Below are 20,961 nucleotides of genomic sequence, written 5' to 3' on the forward strand. Positions count from 1 at the left end.
GGGCATCCCCGTCCCTCGCGGACACTCACGGAGCAGACCAACGATGGCGAACGAAGAGCAACTGCGCGACTACCTGCGGCGTGCGGCCAACGAGCTGCACGAGACCCGGACGCTCCTGCGCGACGCCGAGGACCGGTGGCACGAGCCCGTGGCGATCGTCGGCATGCAGTGCCGCTACCCCGGCGGGGTCGGCTCGCCCGAGGAGCTGTGGGAGCTGGTGCGCACCGGCGGCGACGCCATCACCGGCATCCCCTCCGGGCGCGGCTGGGAGCACGCCGAGAGCGCGGCCGGCGGCTCCTACCGGGGCGGGTTCCTGGACGACGCGGCCGACTTCGACCCCGGCTTCTTCGGGATCTCGCCGCGCGAGGCGCTGGCGATGGACCCGCAGCAGCGCCTGCTGCTGGAGGCCTCCTGGGAGGCGGTCGAGCGGGCCGGGATCGACCCGACCTCGCTGCGCGGCAGCCGGACCGGCGTCTTCGTCGGGGTGATCGCGAGCGACTACCTGTCCCGGCTGCCCAGCGTCCCCAAGGAGGTCGAGGGCCACCTGCTGACCGGCAGCCTGACCAGCGTCGCCTCCGGCCGGATCGCCTACACCCTCGGCCTGGAGGGCGCGGCGGTCACCGTCGACACGGCCTGCTCCTCCTCGCTGGTCGCCCTGCACCTGGCCTGCCAGGCGCTGCGGGCCGGCGAGTGCGACCTCGCGCTGGCCGGCGGCGCCACCGTCCTGGCGACCCCGGGCGCCTTCGACGAGTTCGCCCGCCAGCGCGGACTGGCGGCGGACGGACGGTGCAAGTCCTTCTCGGCGGGGGCCGACGGCACCGGCTGGAGCGAGGGCGTCGGCATGCTGCTGGTCGAGCGGCTCTCCGACGCGCGGCGCCACGGGCACTCCGTGCTCGCCGTGGTGCGGGGGTCGGCGGTCAACCAGGACGGCGCCTCCAACGGGCTGACCGCGCCCAACGACCTGGCGCAGGAACGGGTGATCCGCCAGGCCCTGGCCGGCGCCCGGCTGAGCCCGGCGGACGTGGACGCGGTCGAGGCGCACGGCACCGGCACGGTGCTCGGCGACCCGATCGAGGCCCAGGCCCTGCTGGCCACCTACGGTCAGGACCGGCCGGCCGGCCGGCCGCTGCGCCTCGGCTCGGTGAAGTCGAACCTCGGCCACACCCAGGCCGCCGCCGGCGTGGCCGGGGTGATCAAGACGGTGCTGGCGCTGCGCCACGGCCTGCTGCCGCGCACCCTGCACGCCGAGGAGCCCACGCCCATGGTCGACTGGGCGACCGGGGCGGTCGAGCTGCTGACCGAGCCGGTGGCCTGGCCGGCGGGGGAGCGGGTGCGCCGGGCCGGCGTCTCCTCCTTCGGGGTCAGCGGCACCAACGCCCACGTGATCATCGAGGAGGAGCCGGCCGAGGACCGGGCGCCCGCCGAGCCGGAGAGCGCCGTGCCGTCGCCCGCCCCGGTGCCCTGGGTGGTCAGCGCGCGCACCGAGGCCGGCCTGCGCGCCCAGGCCGCCCGGCTGCGCGACTGGGCGCTCGCGCACCCCGCGGCCCGGCCGGCCGACGTGGCCTGGTCACTGGCCTCCGGACGGGCCGTGCTGGAGCACCGGGCGGTCCTGGTCGGGACCGGGACCGCCGAGCTGGCCGCGGAACTGGGCCGGGTCGCGGACGGCGGCGGGGACGCGCCGCAGGGCGCCGTGCCGCGCCGGACCGGCCGCACCGCCGTGCTGTTCACCGGCCAGGGCACCCGGACCCGCGGTGCCGCGCGCGAGGCGTACGAGGCGTTCCCGGTCTTCGCCGCCGCGCTGGACGAGGTCTGTGCCGCCTTCGAGGGCGTGACGCCGTTCTCCGTCCGCGAGGTGCTGCTCGGCGAGCCCGACGGGCCGTCGGCGCCGGCCGAGGACACCGGCGTCGCCCAGCCGGCCCTGTTCGCCTACGAGGTGGCCCTCTACCGGCTGTGGACCGCGTGGGCGCCGGCGCCCGACTTCGTGGCCGGCCACTCGCTGGGCGAGATCGTCGCCGCGCACGTGGCCGGGGCGCTCACCCTGGAGGACGCCGTCACCCTGGTCGCCGCCCGCGCCCGGTTGATGGCCGCGCTGCCGGCCGGCGGCGCGATGCTCGCGGTCGGGGCGGGCGAGGCCGAGACCGCCGCCGTCCTGGCCCCGCTGGCCGGGGTCGGCCTGGCCGCCGTCAACGGGCCCGCGAGCGTGGTGGTCTCCGGCACCGCCGAGGCCGTCGAGCAGGTCCGCGCCGTGTGCGCGGAACGCGGCTGGCGGCACACCCGGCTGCCGGTCTCGCACGCCTTCCACTCCGAACTGATGGACCCGGTGCTGACGAAGTTCGCCGCCGTCGTCGACGGTCTGCGCCCGCGCCGCGCGGGGATCCCGCTCGTCTCCACCGTCACCGGCGCGCTCGCCGCCCCCGAACGGCTGCGCGAGCCGGCCCACTGGGTCGCCAACCTGCGGGGCACCGTCCGCTTCGCCGACGCGGTCGGCGCGCTGCGGGCGGCCGGGGCGAGCGAGTTCGTCGAACTCGGCCCCGGGGCCGTGCTGACCCCGATGGTCACCGCGTGCCTCGCCGCCGAGGAGACCGACCGGACGGTCGCCGTCATCCCCACCGCCGGCCGCGAGGGCCCCACCGCCCGGGGCGTCCTGACGGCGCTCGGCCGGGCCTTCGTGCGCGGCACGGCGGTGGACTGGGCGGCGCTCACCGCGGGCCCCGTCACCGACCCGGCCGCGCTCGGCCGGCGCCGGGTCGAGCTGCCCACCCAGGCCTTCGAGCGCCGCCGGTTCTGGCTGGACGCGGGCGTCGGGGTCACCGACGCGACCGGCCTCGGGCAGGGCCCGGCGGACCACCCGCTGCTCGGCGCCATGGTCGAACTCGCGGACGGGCACGGCTCGCTGTTCACCGGTCTGCTCTCGCTCGACAGCCATCCCTGGCTCGGCGACCACGTGGTGCTCGGCACCGTGCTGCTGCCGGGGACCGCCTTCCTGGAGCTCGCCCTGCACGCCGGCCGACGGGCCGGCTGCGAACTCGTCGAGGAACTCTCCCTGGAGGCCCCGCTGGTCCTGCCCGAGCGCGGCGCCCTCCAGCTCCAGCTGTGGCTGGAGGCCCCGGACGCCGGCGGCCGGCGGGCCGTCGCGATCCACTCGCGGCCCGACACGGGCGACGGCGGGGAGCCGTGGACCCGTCACGCGGTCGGCACCGTGGCCCGCGCCGACGGCGCCGCCCCCGCCGGGCCACCGCTCCGGCCGCCGGCCGAGGAGGGCGCCGTCCCGCTCGACGGCTTCTACGACTGGCTCGCCGACGCCGGCGTCGCCTACGGGCCGGCCTTCCTCGGCGTGCGCGCCGCCGGCCGCCACGGCGAGGACGTGTACGGGGAGATCGCGCTGCCCGAGGCCGTCGCCCACGACGCCGACCGCTTCGGCGTCCACCCGGCGCTGATGGACGCCACCCAGCACCTGCTCGGCCTCGCGGCCTTCGCCGACCGCGCCGACCCCGGCGCCGGACCGGTCTCGCTGCCGTTCTCCTGGCGCGACGTGCGGCTGTTCGCCCCCGGCGCCGCGGCGGTGCGGGCGCGGCTGCGGCGCACCGGCCCGGAGACCGTCACCCTCACCCTCGCCGACCCCGAGGGCCGGCCGGTTGCCGAGGTCGGCTCGCTGGCCGTGCGGCCGGTCTCCGCGGAGAAGCTGCGTGCCGCCGCCACCGCCCGTCAGGACCCGCTGTACGCCGTGCGCTGGAGCGTGCTGCCCCACCCGGCGCAGCCCGCCGCCCCCGCCGCCGGCACCTGGGCGGTGGTCGGGGACGACGACCTCGCCCCCGCTCCGGACGCGTCCCGGCACACCGACCTCGCGGCCCTCGCCCGCGCCCTGGACGACGGCCTGCCCGCCCCGGCCGTGGTCGTGCTGCCCTGGCCCGCCGCCGGGGCCCCGGGCCTGCCGCCGGCGCAGGCCGTGCACACCGCCGTCACCCGCGCCCTGGACACCGTCCAGACCTGGCTCGCCGACCCCCGCCTGACCGGCACCCGCCTGGCCGTGGTGACCCGCGGGGCGGTCTCGGTGGGAGCCGGCGACCCGGTGCGCGACCTCGCCGCCGCCGCCGTCGGCGGCCTGGTGCGCTCCGCCATGTCGGAGAACCCGGACCGGATCGTCCTGGTCGACCTCGACGACGACCCGGCTTCGGTGTCCGCCCTGGCCGCCGCCACCGCGACCGCCGCCGCCACCGGCGAGCCACAGCTCGCCCTGCGCGCCGGCACCCTGTACGCCCCGCGGATCGCCCGCAGCGCCCCCGCCGGGACCTCCGCCCCCGCCGGGACCGCCGGACCCGTCTTCGACCCGGACGGCACCGTGCTCGTCACCGGCGGCACCGGCGCGCTCGGCTCCCTCGTCGCCCGGCACCTGGCCGAGGCCCACGGCGTCCGCCGGCTGCTGCTGACCAGCCGGCGCGGCCCGGCCGCCCCCGGCGCCGCCGACCTCGCCGCCGACCTCACCGCCCTGGGCGCCACCGTCGAGATCGCGGCCTGCGACGCCGCCGACCGGACGGCCCTGGAGGCCCTGCTCGCCACCGTCCCCGCCGCGCACCCGCTGCGCGCCGTGGTGCACACCGCCGGCGCCGTGGACGACGGCGTGATCGCCGCCCTCACGCCCGAGCGCATCGCCCCCGTGCTGCGCCCCAAGGTGGACGCCGCCCTCCACCTGCACGAACTCACCCGCGACCTCGACCTGACCGCCTTCGTGCTCTACTCCTCCGTCGCCGGCGTCATCGGCAGCCGCGGCCAGGCCAACTACGCGGCGGGCAACGCCTTCCTGGACGCCCTCGCCCAGCACCGGCGGGCGGCCGGCCTGCCCGGCGTCTCGCTGGCCTGGGGCCTGTGGGAGGAGGAGAGCGGTCTGATGCGGGAGGACTTCAGCGCCACCGACCGCCACCGCATCGACCGCAGCGGCGTGCTCGCGCTCTCCGCCGAGCAGGGCCTCGCCCTGTTCGACGCCGCCCTCGCCCAGGACGACGCGCTGCTCGCCCCCGTCCGGCTCGACCTGGCCGCGCTGCGCCGCTTCGACGAACTGCCGCTCATCCTCAGCGGACTCGTCCCGGCGCGGCGCCGGGCGGGCGGCGAGGAGGCCCGCCGGCTCGCCCAGCGCCTGGCCGGCCGTCCCGAGGCCGAGCAGGTCCAGCTGCTGACCGACCTGACCCGCCGGCAGGCCGCCGTCGTCCTCGGACACGCCGGCCCCGAGACGGTCGGTCCCGACCGGGCCTTCACCGAGCTGGGCTTCGACTCGCTGACCGCGCTGGAGATGCGCAACCGCCTCAACACCGCGACCGGACTGCGGCTCCCCGCGACCGTCCTGTTCGACTACCCCAGCGCCACCGCCCTCGCCCGCTTCCTGCGCACCGAACTGCTCAGCCTGCCCGAGTACGGCCGGGCGCCGGCCGCCGCCCCGGCCCGGGCGGTGGCGGACGAGCCGATCGCGATCGTCGCCATGAGCTGCCGCTTCCCCGGCGGCATCGCGAGCCCCGAGGACCTCTGGCGCGTCGTCGCCGACGGTGTGGACACCGTCTCGCCGCTGCCCACCGACCGGGGCTGGGACCTCGCCGGGCTGTACGACCCGGACCCGGACCGCTCCGGGCGCTTCTACACCCGCGAGGGCGCGTTCATGCGCGGCATCGACCGCTTCGACTCGGAGCTGTTCGGCATCTCGCCGCGCGAGGCGCTGGCGATGGACCCGCAGCAGCGCCTGCTGCTGGAGACCTCCTGGGAGGCCTTCGAACGGGCCGGCATCGACCCGCTCTCGCTGCGCGGCAGCAACACCTCCGTCTTCGCCGGGCTGATGTACTCGGACTACGCCGCCGGCCGGGTCCAGGACGTCGACGACGAGCTGGAGGCGTACATCGGCAACGGCAACTCCTTCGGCGTCGCCTCCGGGCGCGTCGCCTACACCCTCGGCCTGGAGGGCGCGGCCGTCACCGTCGACTCGGCCTGCTCCTCCTCCCTGGTGTCGCTGCACTGGGCGAGCCACGCGCTGCGCACCGGGGAGTGCGACCTCGCGCTGGCCGGAGGGGTGACGGTCATGTCGACCCCGAGCGTGTTCGTGGAGTTCGCCCGCCAGCGCGGGCTGGCCCCGAACGGCCGCTGCAAGTCCTTCGCGGCCGGCGCGGACGGCACCGCCTGGGGCGAGGGCATCGGCATGCTGCTGCTGGAGCGGCTCTCCGACGCCCGCCGCAACGGGCACCCCGTCCTGGCGGTGGTCCGCGGCTCGGCGGTCAACCAGGACGGCGCCTCCAACGGCCTCACCGCCCCCAACGGGCCCTCCCAGCAGCGGGTGATCCGCCAGGCGCTGGCCAACGCGCGGCTGACCACGGCCGACGTCGACGCGGTGGAGGCGCACGGCACCGGCACGGTGCTCGGCGACCCGATCGAGGCGCAGGCCCTGCTCGCCACCTACGGCCAGGACCGCCCCGAGGAGCGGCCGCTGTGGCTCGGCTCGGTGAAGTCCAACTTCGGCCACACCCAGGCGGCGGCGGGGGTGGCCGGGGTGATCAAGATGGTGATGGCGATGCGTCACGGCACGCTGCCGAAGACCCTGCACGTCGACGCGCCGACCCCGCACGTCGACTGGACGGCCGGCCGGGTCGAACTGCTCGCCGAGGGCCGCCCCTGGCCCGAGCTGGACCGCCCGCGCCGCGCGGCGGTGTCCTCGTTCGGGATCAGCGGGACCAACGCGCACGTCATCCTGGAGCAGGCGCCGGCCGTCGAGGCCCCCGCCGGGCCGGCCGCCGGGGAGCCCGCGGGCGTGGCCGGCGTGGTGCCCTGGGTGCTCTCGGCCCGCACCGAGGGCGCGCTGCGCGAGCAGGCCGAGCGGCTCGGACAGTGGCTGACCGCCCGCCCGGACGCCGGACTCGCCGACGCGGCCTGGTCGCTGGCCGCCGGGCGGGCCACCCTGGAGCGCCGCGCGGTGGTCTGGGGCCGCGACGGCGCCGAGATCGCCGCCGGCCTGCGGGCGGTGGCCGACGGCACGGCCTCCACCGCTGCGAACGCGGTCCCGGGGGACGCGGGCGGCCCCGGCGCCGCCGTCACCGGCCCGGTGTTCGTGTTCCCGGGCCAGGGCTCGCAGTGGGTGGGGATGGCGGCCGGACTCCTCGATGTGTCACCGGTGTTCGCGGCGGCGGTGGAGGAGTGCGCGGGGGTGATGGACCCGCTGACGGACTGGTCGCTGCTGGAGGTGTTGCGGGACGGTTCGGGTGGGTTGCTGGAGCGGGTTGACGTGGTGCAGCCGGTGCTGTTCGCGGTGATGGTGGGTCTGGCCCGCTGGTGGGAGTCGTGCGGGGTGCGGCCGGCGGCGGTGATCGGGCACTCGCAGGGCGAGATCGCGGCCGCGCACGTGGCGGGCCTGCTGTCGCTGGAGGACGCCGTTCGGGTGGTGGTCCTGCGCGCCCGGGCGCTGCGGCGGCTCTCCGGGACCGGCGGCGGGATGCTCTCGGTCGGCCTCCCGGCCGAGCGCGCCACCGAACTCGTCGACGGCGACGCGCGGTTGTCGCTGGCCGCGGTCAACGGGCCGTCGAGCGTGGTGCTCTCCGGAGCCGTCGAGGCGCTGACCGCCGTGGCCGAGCGGTGCGAGCGCGAGGACGTCCGGGCCCGCTGGATCCCGGTCGACTACGCCTCGCACTCCGGGCACGTGGACCCGCTGCGCGACGACCTCCGCGCCCTGCTGGCGGACGTCGCCCCGCTGCCGGGCCGGGTGCCGATGTACTCGACGGTCACCGGCGGGGCGGTCGACTCGCCCGAGCAGCTGGCGGGTCCGTACTGGTACGACAACCTGCGCGGGACCGTCCGGCTGGACGCGGCGGTGCGCACCGCCCTCGCGGAGGGGCACGCCGTCTTCCTGGAGTGCAGCCCGCACCCCGGGCTCGTGGTGCCCCTGGAGGACCTCATCGCCGAGGCCGCCGCTCCCGGCACCGTGCTGCACACCCTGCGGCGCGGCGCGGGCGGTCCGCAGCAGCTGGTCGCCGCCCTCGCCGCCGCCTTCGCCCGCGGCGTGCCGGTGGACTGGGCCGGACTGCTGCACCGGCCCGGCGTGCGCCGGGTCGACCTGCCCACCTACGCCTTCCAGGGCCGTCGCTACTGGCTCGACCCGGACGGCGGCACCGCGCTGCCCGACCGCGCCAGGCGCTCCGCCGCCCCGGGCGGCGATCCGGTCGACGGCACCCTGTGGGACACCGTCACCGCCTCCGACGCAGCGGGCCTCGCCGCGCTGCTCGACGTCCCCGAGGACGCGCCGCTGCACGAGGTCCTGCCGGCCCTCGCCGCCTGGCGCACCCGCCGACGGGCCGACACGGTGGCCCGCTCCTGGCGCTACACCGAGCGGTGGGAGCCGTGGGCGGACGCCCCCGCCGCGCCCGGCCGGCTCACCGGCCGCTGGCTGGTCCTGGCCCCGGCCGGCGCGGAGCCGCGCACCACCGTGGCCGGCGCGCTCACCGCGGCCGGCGCCGAGGTGTCCGCCCCCGACCCCGGCACGGTGCCGGCCGGGCGCGCCGAGCTGGCCGCCTGGTTGCGGGAGACCGCGCCCGCCAGCGTCCTGCTGCTGCCCGACCCCGGGCCGGCCCCCGCCGACCCGACCGCCGCCCTGGACGGACTGGCCACGCTGGTCCAGGCCCTCGGGGACGCCGGCCTCGACGCGCCGCTCTGGTGCGCCACCCGGGGCGCGGTGTCCCCCCTCGGCGAACCGCCGGCCAGTACGACGGCCGCCGCCCTCTGGGGGCTCGGCCGCGTCGCCGGCCTCGAACACCCGGACCGCTGGGGCGGCCTGGTCGACCTGCCCGGGACGGCCGACGAACGCTCCTGCGCGCTCCTGGCGGCCGTGCTCGGCGCGGGCTCGGCGGAGGACGAGATCGCGATCCGCCCGCTCGGCACCTTCGTCCGGCGCCTCGCCCGGTTCCCGCACGCCGAGGGCGCCCCCCGCCGCGACACCCCCTGGCACCCCGGGCACACCGCGCTGGTCACCGGCGGCACCGGCGCGCTCGGCGGGCACGTCGCCCGGTGGCTGGTCCGCGGCGGAGTGGAGCACCTCGTGCTGGCCGGCCGGCGCGGCGAGGCCGCCCCGGGGGCCGCGGAGCTGCGCGCGGAGCTGGCGGCGGGCGGCGCCGAGGTGGAGATCGCCGCCTGCGACGTCAGTGACCGGGAGGCCCTCGCCGCCCTGCTCGCCGACCTGCGCGGCCGGGGACTGCGGGTGGACACCGTGGTCCACGCGGCGGGCGCGGAGGTCGGCGGGCCGCTCGACCGGATGACCCGTGCGTCCATCGCCGAGGCGGTCGCCGCCAAGGTCGGCGGCGCCCTCGCGCTCGACGAACTGCTGCAGGAGGACGAGGCCGGGACCTTCGTGCTCTTCACCTCGGGTGCCGGGGTGTGGGGCGGGGCCGGCCAGGGCGCCTACGCGGCGGCCAACGCCTGCCTCGACGCCCTCGCCGCCCGGCGCCGGGGCGAGGGCCGGCCCGCCACCGCCGTCGCCTGGGGCCGCTGGGCGGGCGGCGGGATGTCGGACGGCGAGGCCGTCTCGGCGGCGCTCGACCGGATCGGGGTGACGGCGATGGACCCGGAGCTCGCCCTCGAAGCGCTGCGCCAGGCCCTGGAGGAGGACCTGGAGCGGGTGACCGTCGCCGACCTCGACTGGCCGCGCTTCGCCGTCGGCTACACCGCCGCCCGCCCGCGCCCGCTGATCGCGGAGCTGGTCGCGGCCGCGACCCCGGCGCCGGCCGAGCCGGAGCCGGACGGTGGCGCCCGGGCGCCCGAGCTGCTGCGCGAGCGCCTCGCCGGGCTGTCCGCCGACGACCGGAACGCCGCGCTCGTCACCCTGGTGCGCGCCGAGGTCGCCGCCCAGCTGGGGCACGCCGATCCGGCCGAGATCGAGCCCGGACGGCCGTTCCGCGACCTGGGGTTCGACTCGCTGGCCGCCGTCGGTCTGCGCAACCGGCTGGTCGCGGCCACCGGGCTGGAGCTGCCGACCACGCTGGTCTTCGACCACCCGACGGCGCAGGCGCTGGCCGACCACCTCGGCGCCGAACTGTTCGACGACACCGCGCGCAACGTCTCGGCGCTCGACGAGCTGGACCGGCTGGAGGCCGGCCTGGCGGCGCTGTCCGGCGCCGCCGACCGCGACCGCGTCGCCGACCGGCTGACCGAGCTGGCGCAGCGGCTGCGGGGCGGGCAGCGCCCGGAGGCCGAGGCCGGGCGCGACCTGCACACCGCCACCGACGACGAGATGTTCGACATCCTCGGGGAGGAGTTCGGGATCTCCTGAGCAGCCGTTCACACCGGATTCTCGAACCGAACAGGGGTACACACATGTCCACCGAGGCCACCGTGGCCGGCGCGCCGAACCCGTCCAACGGGTCCCACGGGTCCCACGGGTCCACCGAGGAGAAGCTCCGCCACTTCCTGCGGATGACCGCCACGGACCTGCGCGAGACCAAACAGCGGCTGCGGGAGGCCGAACAGGCCGGCCGGGAGCCGATCGCGATCGTCGCGACCGGCTGCCGGCTGCCCGGCGGCGTCCGCTCCGCCGAGGACCTGTGGCACCTGGTCAGGGAGGGCACCGACGCGATCGGCGCCTTCCCGGCCGACCGGGGCTGGGCGACCGGGCCCGAGGGGGACGACGCCGCCGGCTCCGCCACCCGGCAGGGCGGCTTCGTCCACGAGGCCGCCGAGTTCGATGCGGACTTCTTCGGCATCTCGCCCTTCGAGGCGCTGGCGATGGACCCCCAGCAGCGCCTGCTGCTGGAGACCGCCTGGGAGACCGTGGAGCGCGCCGGCATCGACCCGCTCTCGCTGCGGCGCAGCCGGACCGGCGTCTTCGTCGGCGCCTCCGCGCTCGGCTACGGCGGTGGCCGGCCGGACGCCGCCCCGGAGGTGGCGGGCCACCGGGTGACCGGCGGCTCGATGTCCGTGGTCTCGGGCCGGGTCTCGTACGTGCTCGGCCTGGAGGGCCCGGCGGTGACCCTGGACACCGCCTGCTCCTCGTCCCTGGTGGCCCTGCACACGGCGGCGCAGGCGCTGCGCGCGGGGGACTGCGACCTGGCGCTGGCCGGCGGCGTGACCGTGATGGCCCGGCCGACCGCCTTCGTGGAGTTCTCCCGGCAGAACGGCCTGGCGGCGGACGGGCGGTGCAAGCCGTTCGCGGCGGCGGCGGACGGGACCGGCTGGGGCGAGGGCGTGGGCCTGCTGCTGCTGGAACGGCTGTCGGACGCGGTGCGCAACGGGCACGCCGTGCTCGCGGTGGTGCGGGGCAGCGCGGTGAACCAGGACGGCGCGTCCAACGGCCTGTCCGCACCGAACGGACCCTCGCAGGAGCGGGTCATCCGCCAGGCCCTGGTGAACGCGGGGCTCTCCACGGACGACGTGGACGTGGTGGAGGCGCACGGGACGGGCACGGTGCTGGGTGACCCGATCGAGGCGCGGGCGCTGCTGGCGACGTACGGGCGTGAGCGGGCCGGTGAGCCGTTGTGGCTGGGGTCGGTGAAGTCGAACATCGGGCACACCCAGGCGGCGGCGGGTGTGGCGGGTGTGATCAAGATGGTGATGGCGCTGCGGCACGGTGTGCTGCCGAGGACGCTGCACGTGGATGAGCCGTCGCCGCACGTGGACTGGTCGTCGGGCGCGGTGGAGTTGCTGACCGAGGCGGTGGAGTGGCCGGAGACGGGGCGGCCGCGCCGGGCCGGGGTGTCGTCCTTCGGGATCAGCGGCACCAACGCCCACGTGATCCTCGAACAGGCCCCCGAGCGGGCGGAGCCGCTGCCGGAGCCGCCCTCCGGGGCCGGGGTGGGCGGACTGGTTCCCTGGGTGCTGTCGGCCCGGACCCCCGAGGCGCTGCGGGCCCAGGCGGCCCGGCTGCGCGACTGGGTCCGCGCGCACCCGCAGGCCCGGCCCGCCGATGTCGCCTGGTCCGCCGTCACCGGCCGGGCGCTGCTGGAGCACCGTGCCGTGCTGTTCGGCCGTGACCTCGCCGAGCTGACGGCCGGACTGACGGCGCTCGCCGACGGCGTGCCCCGGGCGGCCGGGACCCCGGCCGTGGTGACCGGGGTGGTGCCGCGCGGTGCGGGGGCGGCCGGCAAGCATGCCGTGGTCTTCACGGGTCAGGGGGTGCGGTGTGCGGGCGCGGGGCGTGAGCTGTGCGCGGCGTTCCCGGTGTTCGCGGCGGCGGTGGACGAGGTGTGCGGGGCGTTCGAGGGGGTGGTGCCGTTCTCGGTGCGGGAGGTGTTGTTGGGGGAGTGCGGCGGCGGTGCTGACGGCACGGGTGTGGTGCAGCCGGTGTTGTTCGCGTTCGAGGTGGCGTTGTACCGGTTGTGGCGTTCGTGGGTGGGGGCGCCGGAGGTGGTGCTGGGGCATTCGCTGGGCGGGATCGTGGCGGCGTACGTGGCGGGGGTGTTCTCGTTGGAGGGTGCGGTCGCCCTGGTGGCGGCGCGGGCCCGGTTGATGGGCGGGCTGCCGTCGGGCGGGGCGATGCTGGCGGTGGGGGCGAGCGAGGCGCAGGTGGTGGCGCTGCTCGCGGAGCGGTCGGTGGGTGCGGTGGGGATCGCGGCGGTGAACGGTCCGGCGTCGGTGGTGGTGTCGGGCGAGGTGGAGGCCGTGGAGGCGGTGCGGGTGCTGTGCGGGGAGCGGGGGTGGCGTTCGTCGCGGTTGGCAGTGTCGCACGCGTTCCATTCGGTGCTGATGGAGCCGGTGTTGGCGCCGTTGCGGGAGGTGGTGGCGGGCATCGAGCTGTCGGGGCCGTCGATTCCGTTCGCCTCGGATGTGACGGGGCGGCTGGCGACGGCGGCGGAGGTGGGTGATCCGGAGTACTGGGTGCGTCAGGTGTGCGAGCCGGTGCGGTTCGCGGACGCGGTGGCCTCGGCCCGGGCCGTGGGTGCGTCGGTGTTCGTGGAGCTGGGGCCGGAGGCGGCGCTGACGCCGATGGTCGCGGAGTGCACGGCCGGGACGGACACCGCCACCGTCCCCGCCCAGCGCCGGGGTCGCGACCCGAGGGAGACCCTGGCGGCGGGACTCGCCACCGCCTTCGTCCGCGGCACCCCCGTCGACTGGGCCCCGGCTTTGACCGGCGCCTGCCGGGTGGACCTGCCGACCTATCCCTTCCAGGGCCGCCCCTACTGGCTCGCCCCCGCGTCGCCCGCCGCGGAACCGGCCCCGCCGCCCGCCGCCGACCCCGCGGACGGCGCCTTCTGGGAGGCCGTGGAGCAGTCCGACCCCGACCGGCTCAGCACGCTGCTGGACGTCCCCGCGGACGCGCCGCTGGGCGACCTGCTGCCCGCGCTCTCGGCCTGGCGCACCGAGGACCGCGCCGCCCGGACCGCCCGGTCCTGGCGCCACGAGCTGCGCTGGGAGCCCTGGACGCCCGCCGCCCCCGACGCCGCGCCCACCGGGCACTGGCTCCTCGTCCACTCCACTCAGGCCGGCGACCTCGCCGCCGCGGTGGGGGAGGCGCTCACCGCCGGCGGCGCCCGGGTCCTGCGCCGCGAGCTCGACGCCGAGGCCGCCGACCGGGCCGGACTCGCCTCCTGGCTCCGCGAGTCGGCCGGGGAGCCGGGCCTCGCCGGGGTCGTCTCGCTGCTCGGGGCGGCGCCCACGGAGGAGGGCGACGGCGCGGCGGGCCTCATCCGCGCCGTGACGGCCACCGCCACCCTCGTCCAGGCGCTGGCGGATGCGGACATCGCCGCCCCGCTCTGGTGCCTGACGGCCGGGGCCGTCTCGGTCCTGGGCGAGGACGTGGCCTCCGCGACGGGCGCCGGGATCTGGGGTCTTGGCGGTGTCATCGGCCTCGAACACCCGCTCAGCTGGGGCGGGTTGGCCGATCTGCCGGCCACCCCCGACGAGCGCTCCCTGACCACCCTGCTCGCCGTCCTGGCCGAGGCCGGGGGAGAGGACCAGGTCGCGATCCGTCCGCTCGGCACCTTCGGCCGCCGCCTGTCCCGCCCCGCCGACCCGGACGGCCCCGGCCGCCCCGCCCGGCGCTGGCGCACCGGCGGCACCGCATTGATCACCGGCGGCACCGGAGCCCTGGGCGGGCACGCGGCCCGCTGGCTCGCCGCCCGCGGGGCCGAGCGGGTGCTGGTGCTGGGCCGCCGGGGCCCCGACACCCCCGGCCTCGACGCGCTGCGGGCCGACCTCAAGGCCGGCGGCGCCGACCTGGTGCCGATCGCCTGCGACCTCGCCGCCCCGGACGCCGCCGACCGGCTCCGCGAGGCCCTGGGCGAGGAACTCCCGCGGATCCGCACCGTGCTGCACGCCGCCGGTGTCGCCGGCCCGGCCCGGCTGCTCGACACCGACCCGGCCGCGATCGCCGCCACCGTCACCGCCAAGACCGCCGGGGCGCTCGCGCTGGACGAACTGTTCGCCACGGCCCGGCTCGACGCCTTCGTGCTGTTCTCCTCCGGTGCCGGAGTCTGGGGCGGGGCCGCCCAGGGCGCCTACGCGGCCGCCAACGCCCACCTGGACGCCCTCGCCCTGCGCCGCCGGCAGCGCGGGGTCACCGCCACCGCCGTCGCCTGGGGCCCCTGGGCCGCCGGCGGCATGGCCGACGGCGAGGCCGGCCGCCACCTCGGCCGGCTCGGGGTGCGGCCGATGGACCCGTCCACCGCCCTGACGGCCCTCGGCCAGGCGCTGGACGAGGACCTGACCTGCGTGACGGTCGCCGACGTGGACTGGACCCGGCTCGCGCAGAGCTACGCCGCCGCCCGCCCCCGGCCGCTGATCGCCGACCTCGTGGCGGTCGGCCCGCAGCGCCCGGCGGGCCCGGCGCCCGAAGCCGCGCCGCACCCGCTCCGGGATCGCTCCGCCGAGCGTTCCCCCGCCCGGCTCGCCGCCGAACTGCTCGACCTGGTCCGCACCGAGACGGCCGCCCAGCTCGGTCACGCCGACGCCGGAGCCGTCGACCCGGACCAGCCCTTCCGCGGGATGGGCTTCGACTCGCTGGCCACCGTCGGGCTCGCCCGGCGGCTCGGCGAGGCCACCGGCCTCGACCTCCCCAGCACCCTGGTCTACGAGCACGCCGGCCCGGCGGCGCTCGCCGCGCACCTGGCCCGCGTCCTGGCGGACGGGACCGCCGCGCGCCACGTGCCGCGGCCGGGTACCGAGGAGTCCCACGAACTGCTCGGCTCCGTCTACCGCGAGCTGGCCCTGCGCGGGCAGATGGACGACGCGGAGGCGCTGCTGGTCGGGGCGTCCGGCCTGCGGGAGGTCAGCGCCGACCTCGCGCAGCTGGCCGGCCTGGCCGGCCATGTGCGGATGTCACAGGGCGGCGGGCACCCGCGGCTCATCTGCTTCCCGCCGTTCGCCCCGGTCGACGGCACCATCCAGTTCGGCCGGCTGGCCTCCGCCTTCGACGGATTCTGCGGCACCGCCGTGCTGACCGTTCCCGGCTTCCGCCCCGGCGAGCCGCTCGCGGCCTCCCGCGACGTCCTGCTGGACCTGCTCACCGACGCGACCCTGCGCTGCGCGGAGGGCGAGCCGTTCGTCCTGCTCGGCTACTCCTCCAGCGGCTGGCTCGCCCACGGCGTCACCAGTCGGCTCCAGGCGGCCGGCACCGCGCCGGCCGGTCAGGTGCTGCTGGACACCTACCTGCCGGCCACCATGTCGCGCCGCATGCGCAAGGCGATGAACTACGAGGTGATCGTGCGCCGCCAGGCGTTCACCGCGCTCGGCTACACCGGACTCACCGCGATCGGCAGCTACCGGCGGATGTTCCGCGGCTGGGAGCCCGAGCCGGCCACCGTGCCGACGCTGTTCGTCCGGCCCTCGCGCTGCGTACCGGGCTCGCCCGAGGAGCCGATGACCGGCGAGGACTGGCGCTCCTCCTGGCCCCACGAACACACCGCCGTGGAGGTCGAGGGCGACCACTGCACCATGATCGGCGAACACGCGGACCGGACCGGCGCCGCGGTGCGCACCTGGATCGAGGGGCTGCTCCGGCCCACCCCGTGACCCCGCCCGGACCTCCGGCCCCGGGCCGGCCGCACAGCCGCACAGCCGTACGACCGCACGGCCGCACGGCCGCACGGCCGTACGACCGCAGGACCGCAGGACCGCACCTCCGACGAAAGGACCGTCACCCATGCCCCCGACCACGCCCGCGACGCCCGCCCCGCTGCTTCCGGCACCCGGCTCGACCGGCCACCTCGACGCGGCCTTCCTCGCCGACCGGGCCGCCATCCAGGACGTCGTCGCCGCCTACAGCCTGTACTACGACTCCGGCGACTTCGACGCGCTCGGCGACCTGTTCACCGAGGACGCGAGCTTCACCTTCACCCCGGCCCCCGAGGGCTTCCCGCCGTCGGTCACCACCCGCGAGCGGATCGTCGTCGCGATGGCCGCGCTGTACCGCCACCACACCGGGACGCGCGGCGCCCACCAGCGTCACCTGACCGGCAACACGGTCGTCGTCCGCCTGGACGGGACCACCGCCGAGGCGCGCTCGCTGCTCTCCGTCACCTTCGCCCTCGACGACGGCAGCCACGAGACCGGCCGCAGCGGCTCGTACGTCGACCTGCTGGAGAAGGACGGCGACCGCTGGCGCATCGCGAGCCGGCACCTGTGGCTCCGGGAGCTCCCCCGGATCACCGGCACCACCCCGGACGGACCGGAGGCACAGGCATGATCCCCGTCCTGGACCTCGTCCAGATCTCCTCCCTGCCCGACGCGGAACGCGAGCTCGGGCAGCTGGCCCGCCGTCACCCGGTGATCCGCACCCGGCAGGCCGACGGCACCGAGGCGTGGACCGTCCTCGGCGCCGAGACCTCCCGGCGGCTGCTCGGCGATACCCGGCTCTCCAGCGACCTCCACCGGCACGCGCCGCAGGCCGCGCAGATCCCGGACAGCCCGATCGTCCTCTTCGAGCAGGACAATCCGGACCACGCGCGCTACCGCCGGCTGGTCAGCGCCGCCTTCGCCTCCCGCGCGGTGCGCTCGCTGGAACCCCGCCTCACCGAGATCGCCCGCGGCCTGCTGGACGGCCTGCCCGCCGAGGGCGAGGCCGACTTCGCGGCCGCCTTCGCCAACCCCTTCCCGCTGGAGGTGATCTGCGAGCTGCTCGGTGTGCCGCGCGAGGACCGCGAGGTGTTCCACACCCGGGTCAAGAACATGGACTCCCCCTCGGCACCGGTCCGCCACGCCGCGACGGACGCCTTCGCCGCCTACTGCACCAACCTGGTCGAGGCGAAGCGCCGGCAGCCGACGGAGGACCTGCTGAGCGAGCTCGTCGGCGCCCGGCTGGACGACGGACAGGCCCTCACCCGGGAGGAACTCGTCGGCTTCTGCTCCGTCCTGCTGTTCGCCGGACACGTCACCACCGCCTATGTCATCGCCAGCGCCCTGCTCGAACTGCTCAACCACCCCGACCAGTTGGCGGCGCTTCGGGCCGACCCTGACCTCGTGACGAGCGCCGGCGAGGAGGCGCTGCGCTATCGCGGCTCCCTGCTGTCGACCACCAACCGGGTCGCGCTCGACGACATCGAGATCGAGGGCGTGGTCGTCCGCAAGGGCGAGCTGGTCCGCTTCCTGCCGTCGGCCGCCAACCGGGACCCGGCCGTCCGCGCCGACCCGCACGCCTTCGACCTGCTGCGCCCGACCACCGGGCACCTCGCCTTCGGCCACGGCCCGCACTTCTGCCTCGGCCACCAGCTGGCCCGGCAGGAGATCAGGGTCGCGCTGACCGAGACCCTGGCCCGCTTCCCCGTGCTGGAACTCGCCGTCCCACCCGCCCGGTTGACCTGGCGCCCCTCGGACTTCCTGCGCGGGCTCGGCGAGCTGCCGCTGCGCTTCGCCCGCTGACCGGCCGCACCGGCCCACCACGAGAAACGGATTCCCCCGATGTCCGACCCCGACCTCCAGGAGCTGAGCGGGCGCTGGCTCCGCCAGTACCGCCCGGCCCCCGACGCCGCCGTCACCCTGGTCGCCTTCCCGCACGCCGGCGGCTCCGCCAGCTACTTCCAGCCGCTGTCCGCCGCACTCGGACCGCAGACCGAGGTGCTCTGCCTGCAGTACCCGGGCCGCCAGGACCGCCGCCACGAACCCTGCCTGGACACCGTCGAGGCGTTCGCCGACGCCATCTGCACGGTGCTGCGCCCCCGCACCGACCGCCCCCTGGTGTTCTTCGGGCACAGCATGGGCGCCGTCCTCGGCTACGAGACGGCCCGCCGGCTGGAGGCCGAGCGCGCGGTCGACCTGCTCGGCCTGATCGTCTCGGGCCGCCGCTCGCCGACCACCACGCGGCACGAGACGGTGCACCTGCGCGACGACGCCGGTGTCATCGCCGAGGTCCAGCGGTTGAACGGCACCGACAGCGCCCTCCTGGAGGACGAGGACATCCGGCGGATGATCCTCCCGTGTCTGCGCGCCGACTACACGGCGGTCGAGACGTACGTCCACCGCGCCGGCCCGCCGCTGCGCTCCCCGATCACCGTGCTGACCGGCGACGCCGATCCCCAGGTGACCCGGCAGGAGGCGGAGCGGTGGTCGGAGGTCACCTCCGGAGGCTTCCGCCTCCACGCGTTCCCCGGCGGCCACTTCTACCTCAACTCCCAACAGGGCCCCGTGACCAGGGCGCTCATCGACTCCCTCACCTCCTTCCGCACCGCCGCGGCCTCCCCGCGGCCCTGACCCGTCCGCCGCCCGCGCCCCTGGCGGTCCGTCGACCTGCGGCGACGTCGAGGAACCCGAGCCGCCGGGCCCGGGCGTGAGGGATCCGCGGGCCGGGCGGGGGCCGGCGGGCGGCTCCCGGCCCCTGACCGGGCTCCGACGAATTCGCTACCCGGCGGCCGGAGTGCCGTGATACACCACCCCCGTGCACCCACTCCTGGAGTTCCCCGAGGTCCTGCGGCTGATCGAGGACCGCTCGGCCGCGTTCCGCGCCGCGATCGCGTCCGCCCCCGACCTCGACGTGCGGGTCCCGGGCTGCCCGGACTGGACGCTGCGCGAACTGGCGCAGCACCTCGGCGACGGCCGCCGCCGCCAGGCCGCCATCGTCGCGGCGGGTCCGGGCGCCGAGCCCCCGGCGAGGACGGACCCGAAGGGCGCCCCGACCGCGCCCCGCGACCGCGCGGCCCTGGACGCCTGGCTCGGCGAGTCGACCGAGCTGATGCTCGCCGCGCTGCGCGAGGCCGGCCCGGACCGCGGCTGCTGGACCTGGTGGGGCCGCTCGCAGGCCCCGGAGACCAGCGGGGCCGTGGCCCGGCACCAGGTCCAGGAGATCGCCGTCCACACCTACGACGTCCGGCTCACCCGGGGCACCGCGCAGCCGCTTCCGGCGGACGTCGCGGTCGAGGGCGTCGACGAGTTCCTGACGACCGTCTCGGCGACGAGCGTCCCCTGGCCGTTCGACCCGGCGACCATCGACCTGCACGCGACCGAGGGCCGCTCCTGGCGCCTGACCCTCGACGCCGGCGGCGTGCGCTGCGAGGACCTCGCCGCCGGCGCGGAGCCGGGCGACATGACGATGCGGGGCCCGGCGAGCGATCTGGTCCTCTACTTCTACGACCGCATCCCGCTCGACCGCCTGGAGACCACCGGCGACACCGAGCCGATGGATCAGCTCGCGGGGTGGGACCCGAACGCGTAGCACGCGCACGTGCGAGGCGTGCGTCGGTGGTGCCCGTGATCCCGCGGGCGTCACCGGGGGAGAGCCGGCGCTCGACTCAGCCCTCGCGGGAGGCGGCGTGCCGCCGGGCGGACGCGGTGCGGCCGAGGCGGTCGGCCTCCTCGGCGGAGGCGTGGACGGGGAACAGGGGCGCGGCGTCGGTGAGGTCCAGCACCCGGAGGGCCATCGGGCAGGGGGCGACCAGGACGAGGGGGACGCCGGCGGCCAGCGCCCGGCGGCGGGTGACGAGGAGCAGGTTGAGGCCGCTGGAGGTGAAGAACTCCACGCCGGCGAGGTCGACGGCCAGCACCGCGGGGCTCTCGTCGAGCGCGAGGCGCAGGGCCGCGGCGGCCTGGGCCTCGGTGTCCATGCTCAGATCACCGGCGAAGCGGCAGACCAGGGTCCCCCCGACCCGCGTGGTGTCGCACGTCAGCCATGGGCTCACGGCCGGCGCTCCTTCGGGCCCGTGCCCGGCGCCCCGCCGACGGCGGTCACGACCGGCGCGTCGGCCCAGGCGGCGGCGAGGCGCTCCAGCCCCTGCCACAGGTCCAGGGCAGCGTCCCTGAGGTGCACGGCGGCGGGACTGTCCGCCTCGGCGGCGACCAGGTAGGCGTCGATGCCGGTGACGGAATGCCGCAGCCGGCGGCGCAGCGGCTCGACCTCGCCGGCGTGGTCGCCGTGCTCGCAGGGCACACCGATGCGCTCGGTGAGGAACGTGGTGAGCCGTTCCAGTTCGTGCCGGGTCATCTGGGTCACGGGACCAACTCCCGGGAGGCGCTCCGCGCGACGGACGCTGCGCGGGCGGTGCGGGTCTTGACGTGTCTCCACTGTTCGCCCCCGAGGTGATGCCTGTCAACCATTGCACGAAATTACTGTCGTGTTTTGATCGTCGTGAATTGTGGGACGTACAATCAGCCCATGGACGACGGCACCCCTCCCGCGCGGCAGTGGACGTTCCTGACCAACCACGCCCGCGTGCTCGTTCAGATCGCCCGCGATCCCGGCATCCGGGTGCGCGACCTCGCCGCCCGCTGCCTGCTCACCGAACGCGCCGTCCAGCGGATCATCGCCGACCTCGAAGAGGCCGGCTACCTCAGCCACCAGCGCAACGGCCGCACCAATCACTACACGGTGATCGACAGCAAGCAGCTGCGCCATCCCGCGGACTCGGGCCCCACCCTCGCCGAGCTCCTCTCGGTCCTGCTGCGCTGAAGCCCGCCGTCACGCAGGCCCTGTCCCGTTCCGGGGACAGGGCCTGCGCCGTGACGGGCGCGAGGGGTCCGGGCGCCGGCCCCCGCCCGCGTTCCTCCCCGGCGGGGCCCGCCCGCTGACGGCCAATTTCCCGGACAGCACCCCCG

Annotated in this window: 9 protein-coding genes; 7 read left to right on the top strand and 2 right to left on the bottom strand. The window is 77.0% G+C overall.

Annotation, left to right across the window (positions count from 1 at the left end; genetic code table 11):
* Positions 1–43 precede the first annotated feature (43 nt).
* From ACF1AK_RS22545 to ACF1AK_RS22570, 6 genes are all read left to right on the top strand, one after another.
* A complete protein-coding gene (locus ACF1AK_RS22545) occupies positions 44–10,282 on the top strand; it encodes a type I polyketide synthase (protein WP_391500603.1) in 10,239 nt (3,412 codons plus the stop codon).
* Between the two features lie 44 nt (positions 10,283–10,326).
* A complete protein-coding gene (locus ACF1AK_RS22550; RefSeq protein WP_391500604.1) occupies positions 10,327–15,954 on the top strand; it encodes a type I polyketide synthase in 5,628 nt (1,875 codons plus the stop codon).
* A gap of 130 nt (positions 15,955–16,084) precedes the next feature.
* The gene (locus ACF1AK_RS22555; RefSeq protein ID WP_391500605.1) at positions 16,085–16,627 is read left to right on the top strand and encodes a nuclear transport factor 2 family protein; all 543 of its coding nucleotides are present in this window, start codon (positions 16,085–16,087) and stop codon (positions 16,625–16,627) included.
* Positions 16,624–17,799: a cytochrome P450 gene (locus ACF1AK_RS22560; protein WP_391500606.1), complete on the top strand. Its 1,176-nt coding sequence runs from the start codon at positions 16,624–16,626 to the stop codon at positions 17,797–17,799. The genes ACF1AK_RS22555 and ACF1AK_RS22560 overlap by 4 nt, the downstream gene beginning before the upstream one ends.
* A 39-nt stretch (positions 17,800–17,838) precedes the next feature.
* A complete protein-coding gene (locus ACF1AK_RS22565; RefSeq protein ID WP_391500607.1) occupies positions 17,839–18,627 on the top strand; it encodes a thioesterase II family protein in 789 nt (262 codons plus the stop codon).
* A 184-nt stretch (positions 18,628–18,811) separates the two neighbouring features.
* Positions 18,812–19,585 (top strand): maleylpyruvate isomerase family mycothiol-dependent enzyme, encoded by a 774-nt coding sequence (locus ACF1AK_RS22570; RefSeq protein WP_391500608.1) that lies wholly within the window; start codon positions 18,812–18,814, stop codon positions 19,583–19,585.
* A gap of 76 nt (positions 19,586–19,661) precedes the next feature.
* On the opposite strand, the gene ACF1AK_RS22575 is transcribed toward ACF1AK_RS22570, so the two are convergent.
* Together ACF1AK_RS22575 and ACF1AK_RS22580 are read right to left on the bottom strand one after the other, a co-directional pair.
* Positions 19,662–20,048: an STAS domain-containing protein gene (locus ACF1AK_RS22575; RefSeq protein WP_391500609.1), complete on the bottom strand. Its 387-nt coding sequence runs from the start codon at positions 20,046–20,048 to the stop codon at positions 19,662–19,664.
* Positions 20,045–20,359 carry a hypothetical protein gene (locus tag ACF1AK_RS22580; protein ID WP_391500610.1) on the bottom strand — a complete coding sequence of 105 codons (315 nt, stop codon included), beginning with the start codon at positions 20,357–20,359 and terminating at the stop codon, positions 20,045–20,047. The genes ACF1AK_RS22575 and ACF1AK_RS22580 overlap by 4 nt, the downstream gene beginning before the upstream one ends.
* Positions 20,360–20,521: 162 nt before the next feature.
* On the opposite strand from ACF1AK_RS22580, the gene ACF1AK_RS22585 reads away from it, so the two are divergent.
* Complete coding sequence (locus ACF1AK_RS22585) at positions 20,522–20,815, top strand: helix-turn-helix transcriptional regulator (RefSeq protein WP_391500611.1); 294 nt, start codon at positions 20,522–20,524, stop codon at positions 20,813–20,815.
* The last annotated feature ends 146 nt before the right edge of the window (positions 20,816–20,961 follow it).

This window comes from Kitasatospora sp. NPDC015120, from assembly GCF_043080305.1.
GTDB lineage: Bacteria > Actinomycetota > Actinomycetes > Streptomycetales > Streptomycetaceae > Kitasatospora.

Coding starts and splice junctions, on each gene's coding strand:
- ACF1AK_RS22585 (WP_391500611.1), top strand. CDS start 20,522: ATGGACGACGGCACCCCTCCCGCGCGGCAGTGGACGTTCCTGACCAAC.
- ACF1AK_RS22545 (WP_391500603.1), top strand. CDS start 44: ATGGCGAACGAAGAGCAACTGCGCGACTACCTGCGGCGTGCGGCCAAC.
- ACF1AK_RS22565 (WP_391500607.1), top strand. CDS start 17,839: ATGTCCGACCCCGACCTCCAGGAGCTGAGCGGGCGCTGGCTCCGCCAG.
- ACF1AK_RS22555 (WP_391500605.1), top strand. CDS start 16,085: ATGCCCCCGACCACGCCCGCGACGCCCGCCCCGCTGCTTCCGGCACCC.
- ACF1AK_RS22550 (WP_391500604.1), top strand. CDS start 10,327: ATGTCCACCGAGGCCACCGTGGCCGGCGCGCCGAACCCGTCCAACGGG.
- ACF1AK_RS22560 (WP_391500606.1), top strand. CDS start 16,624: ATGATCCCCGTCCTGGACCTCGTCCAGATCTCCTCCCTGCCCGACGCG.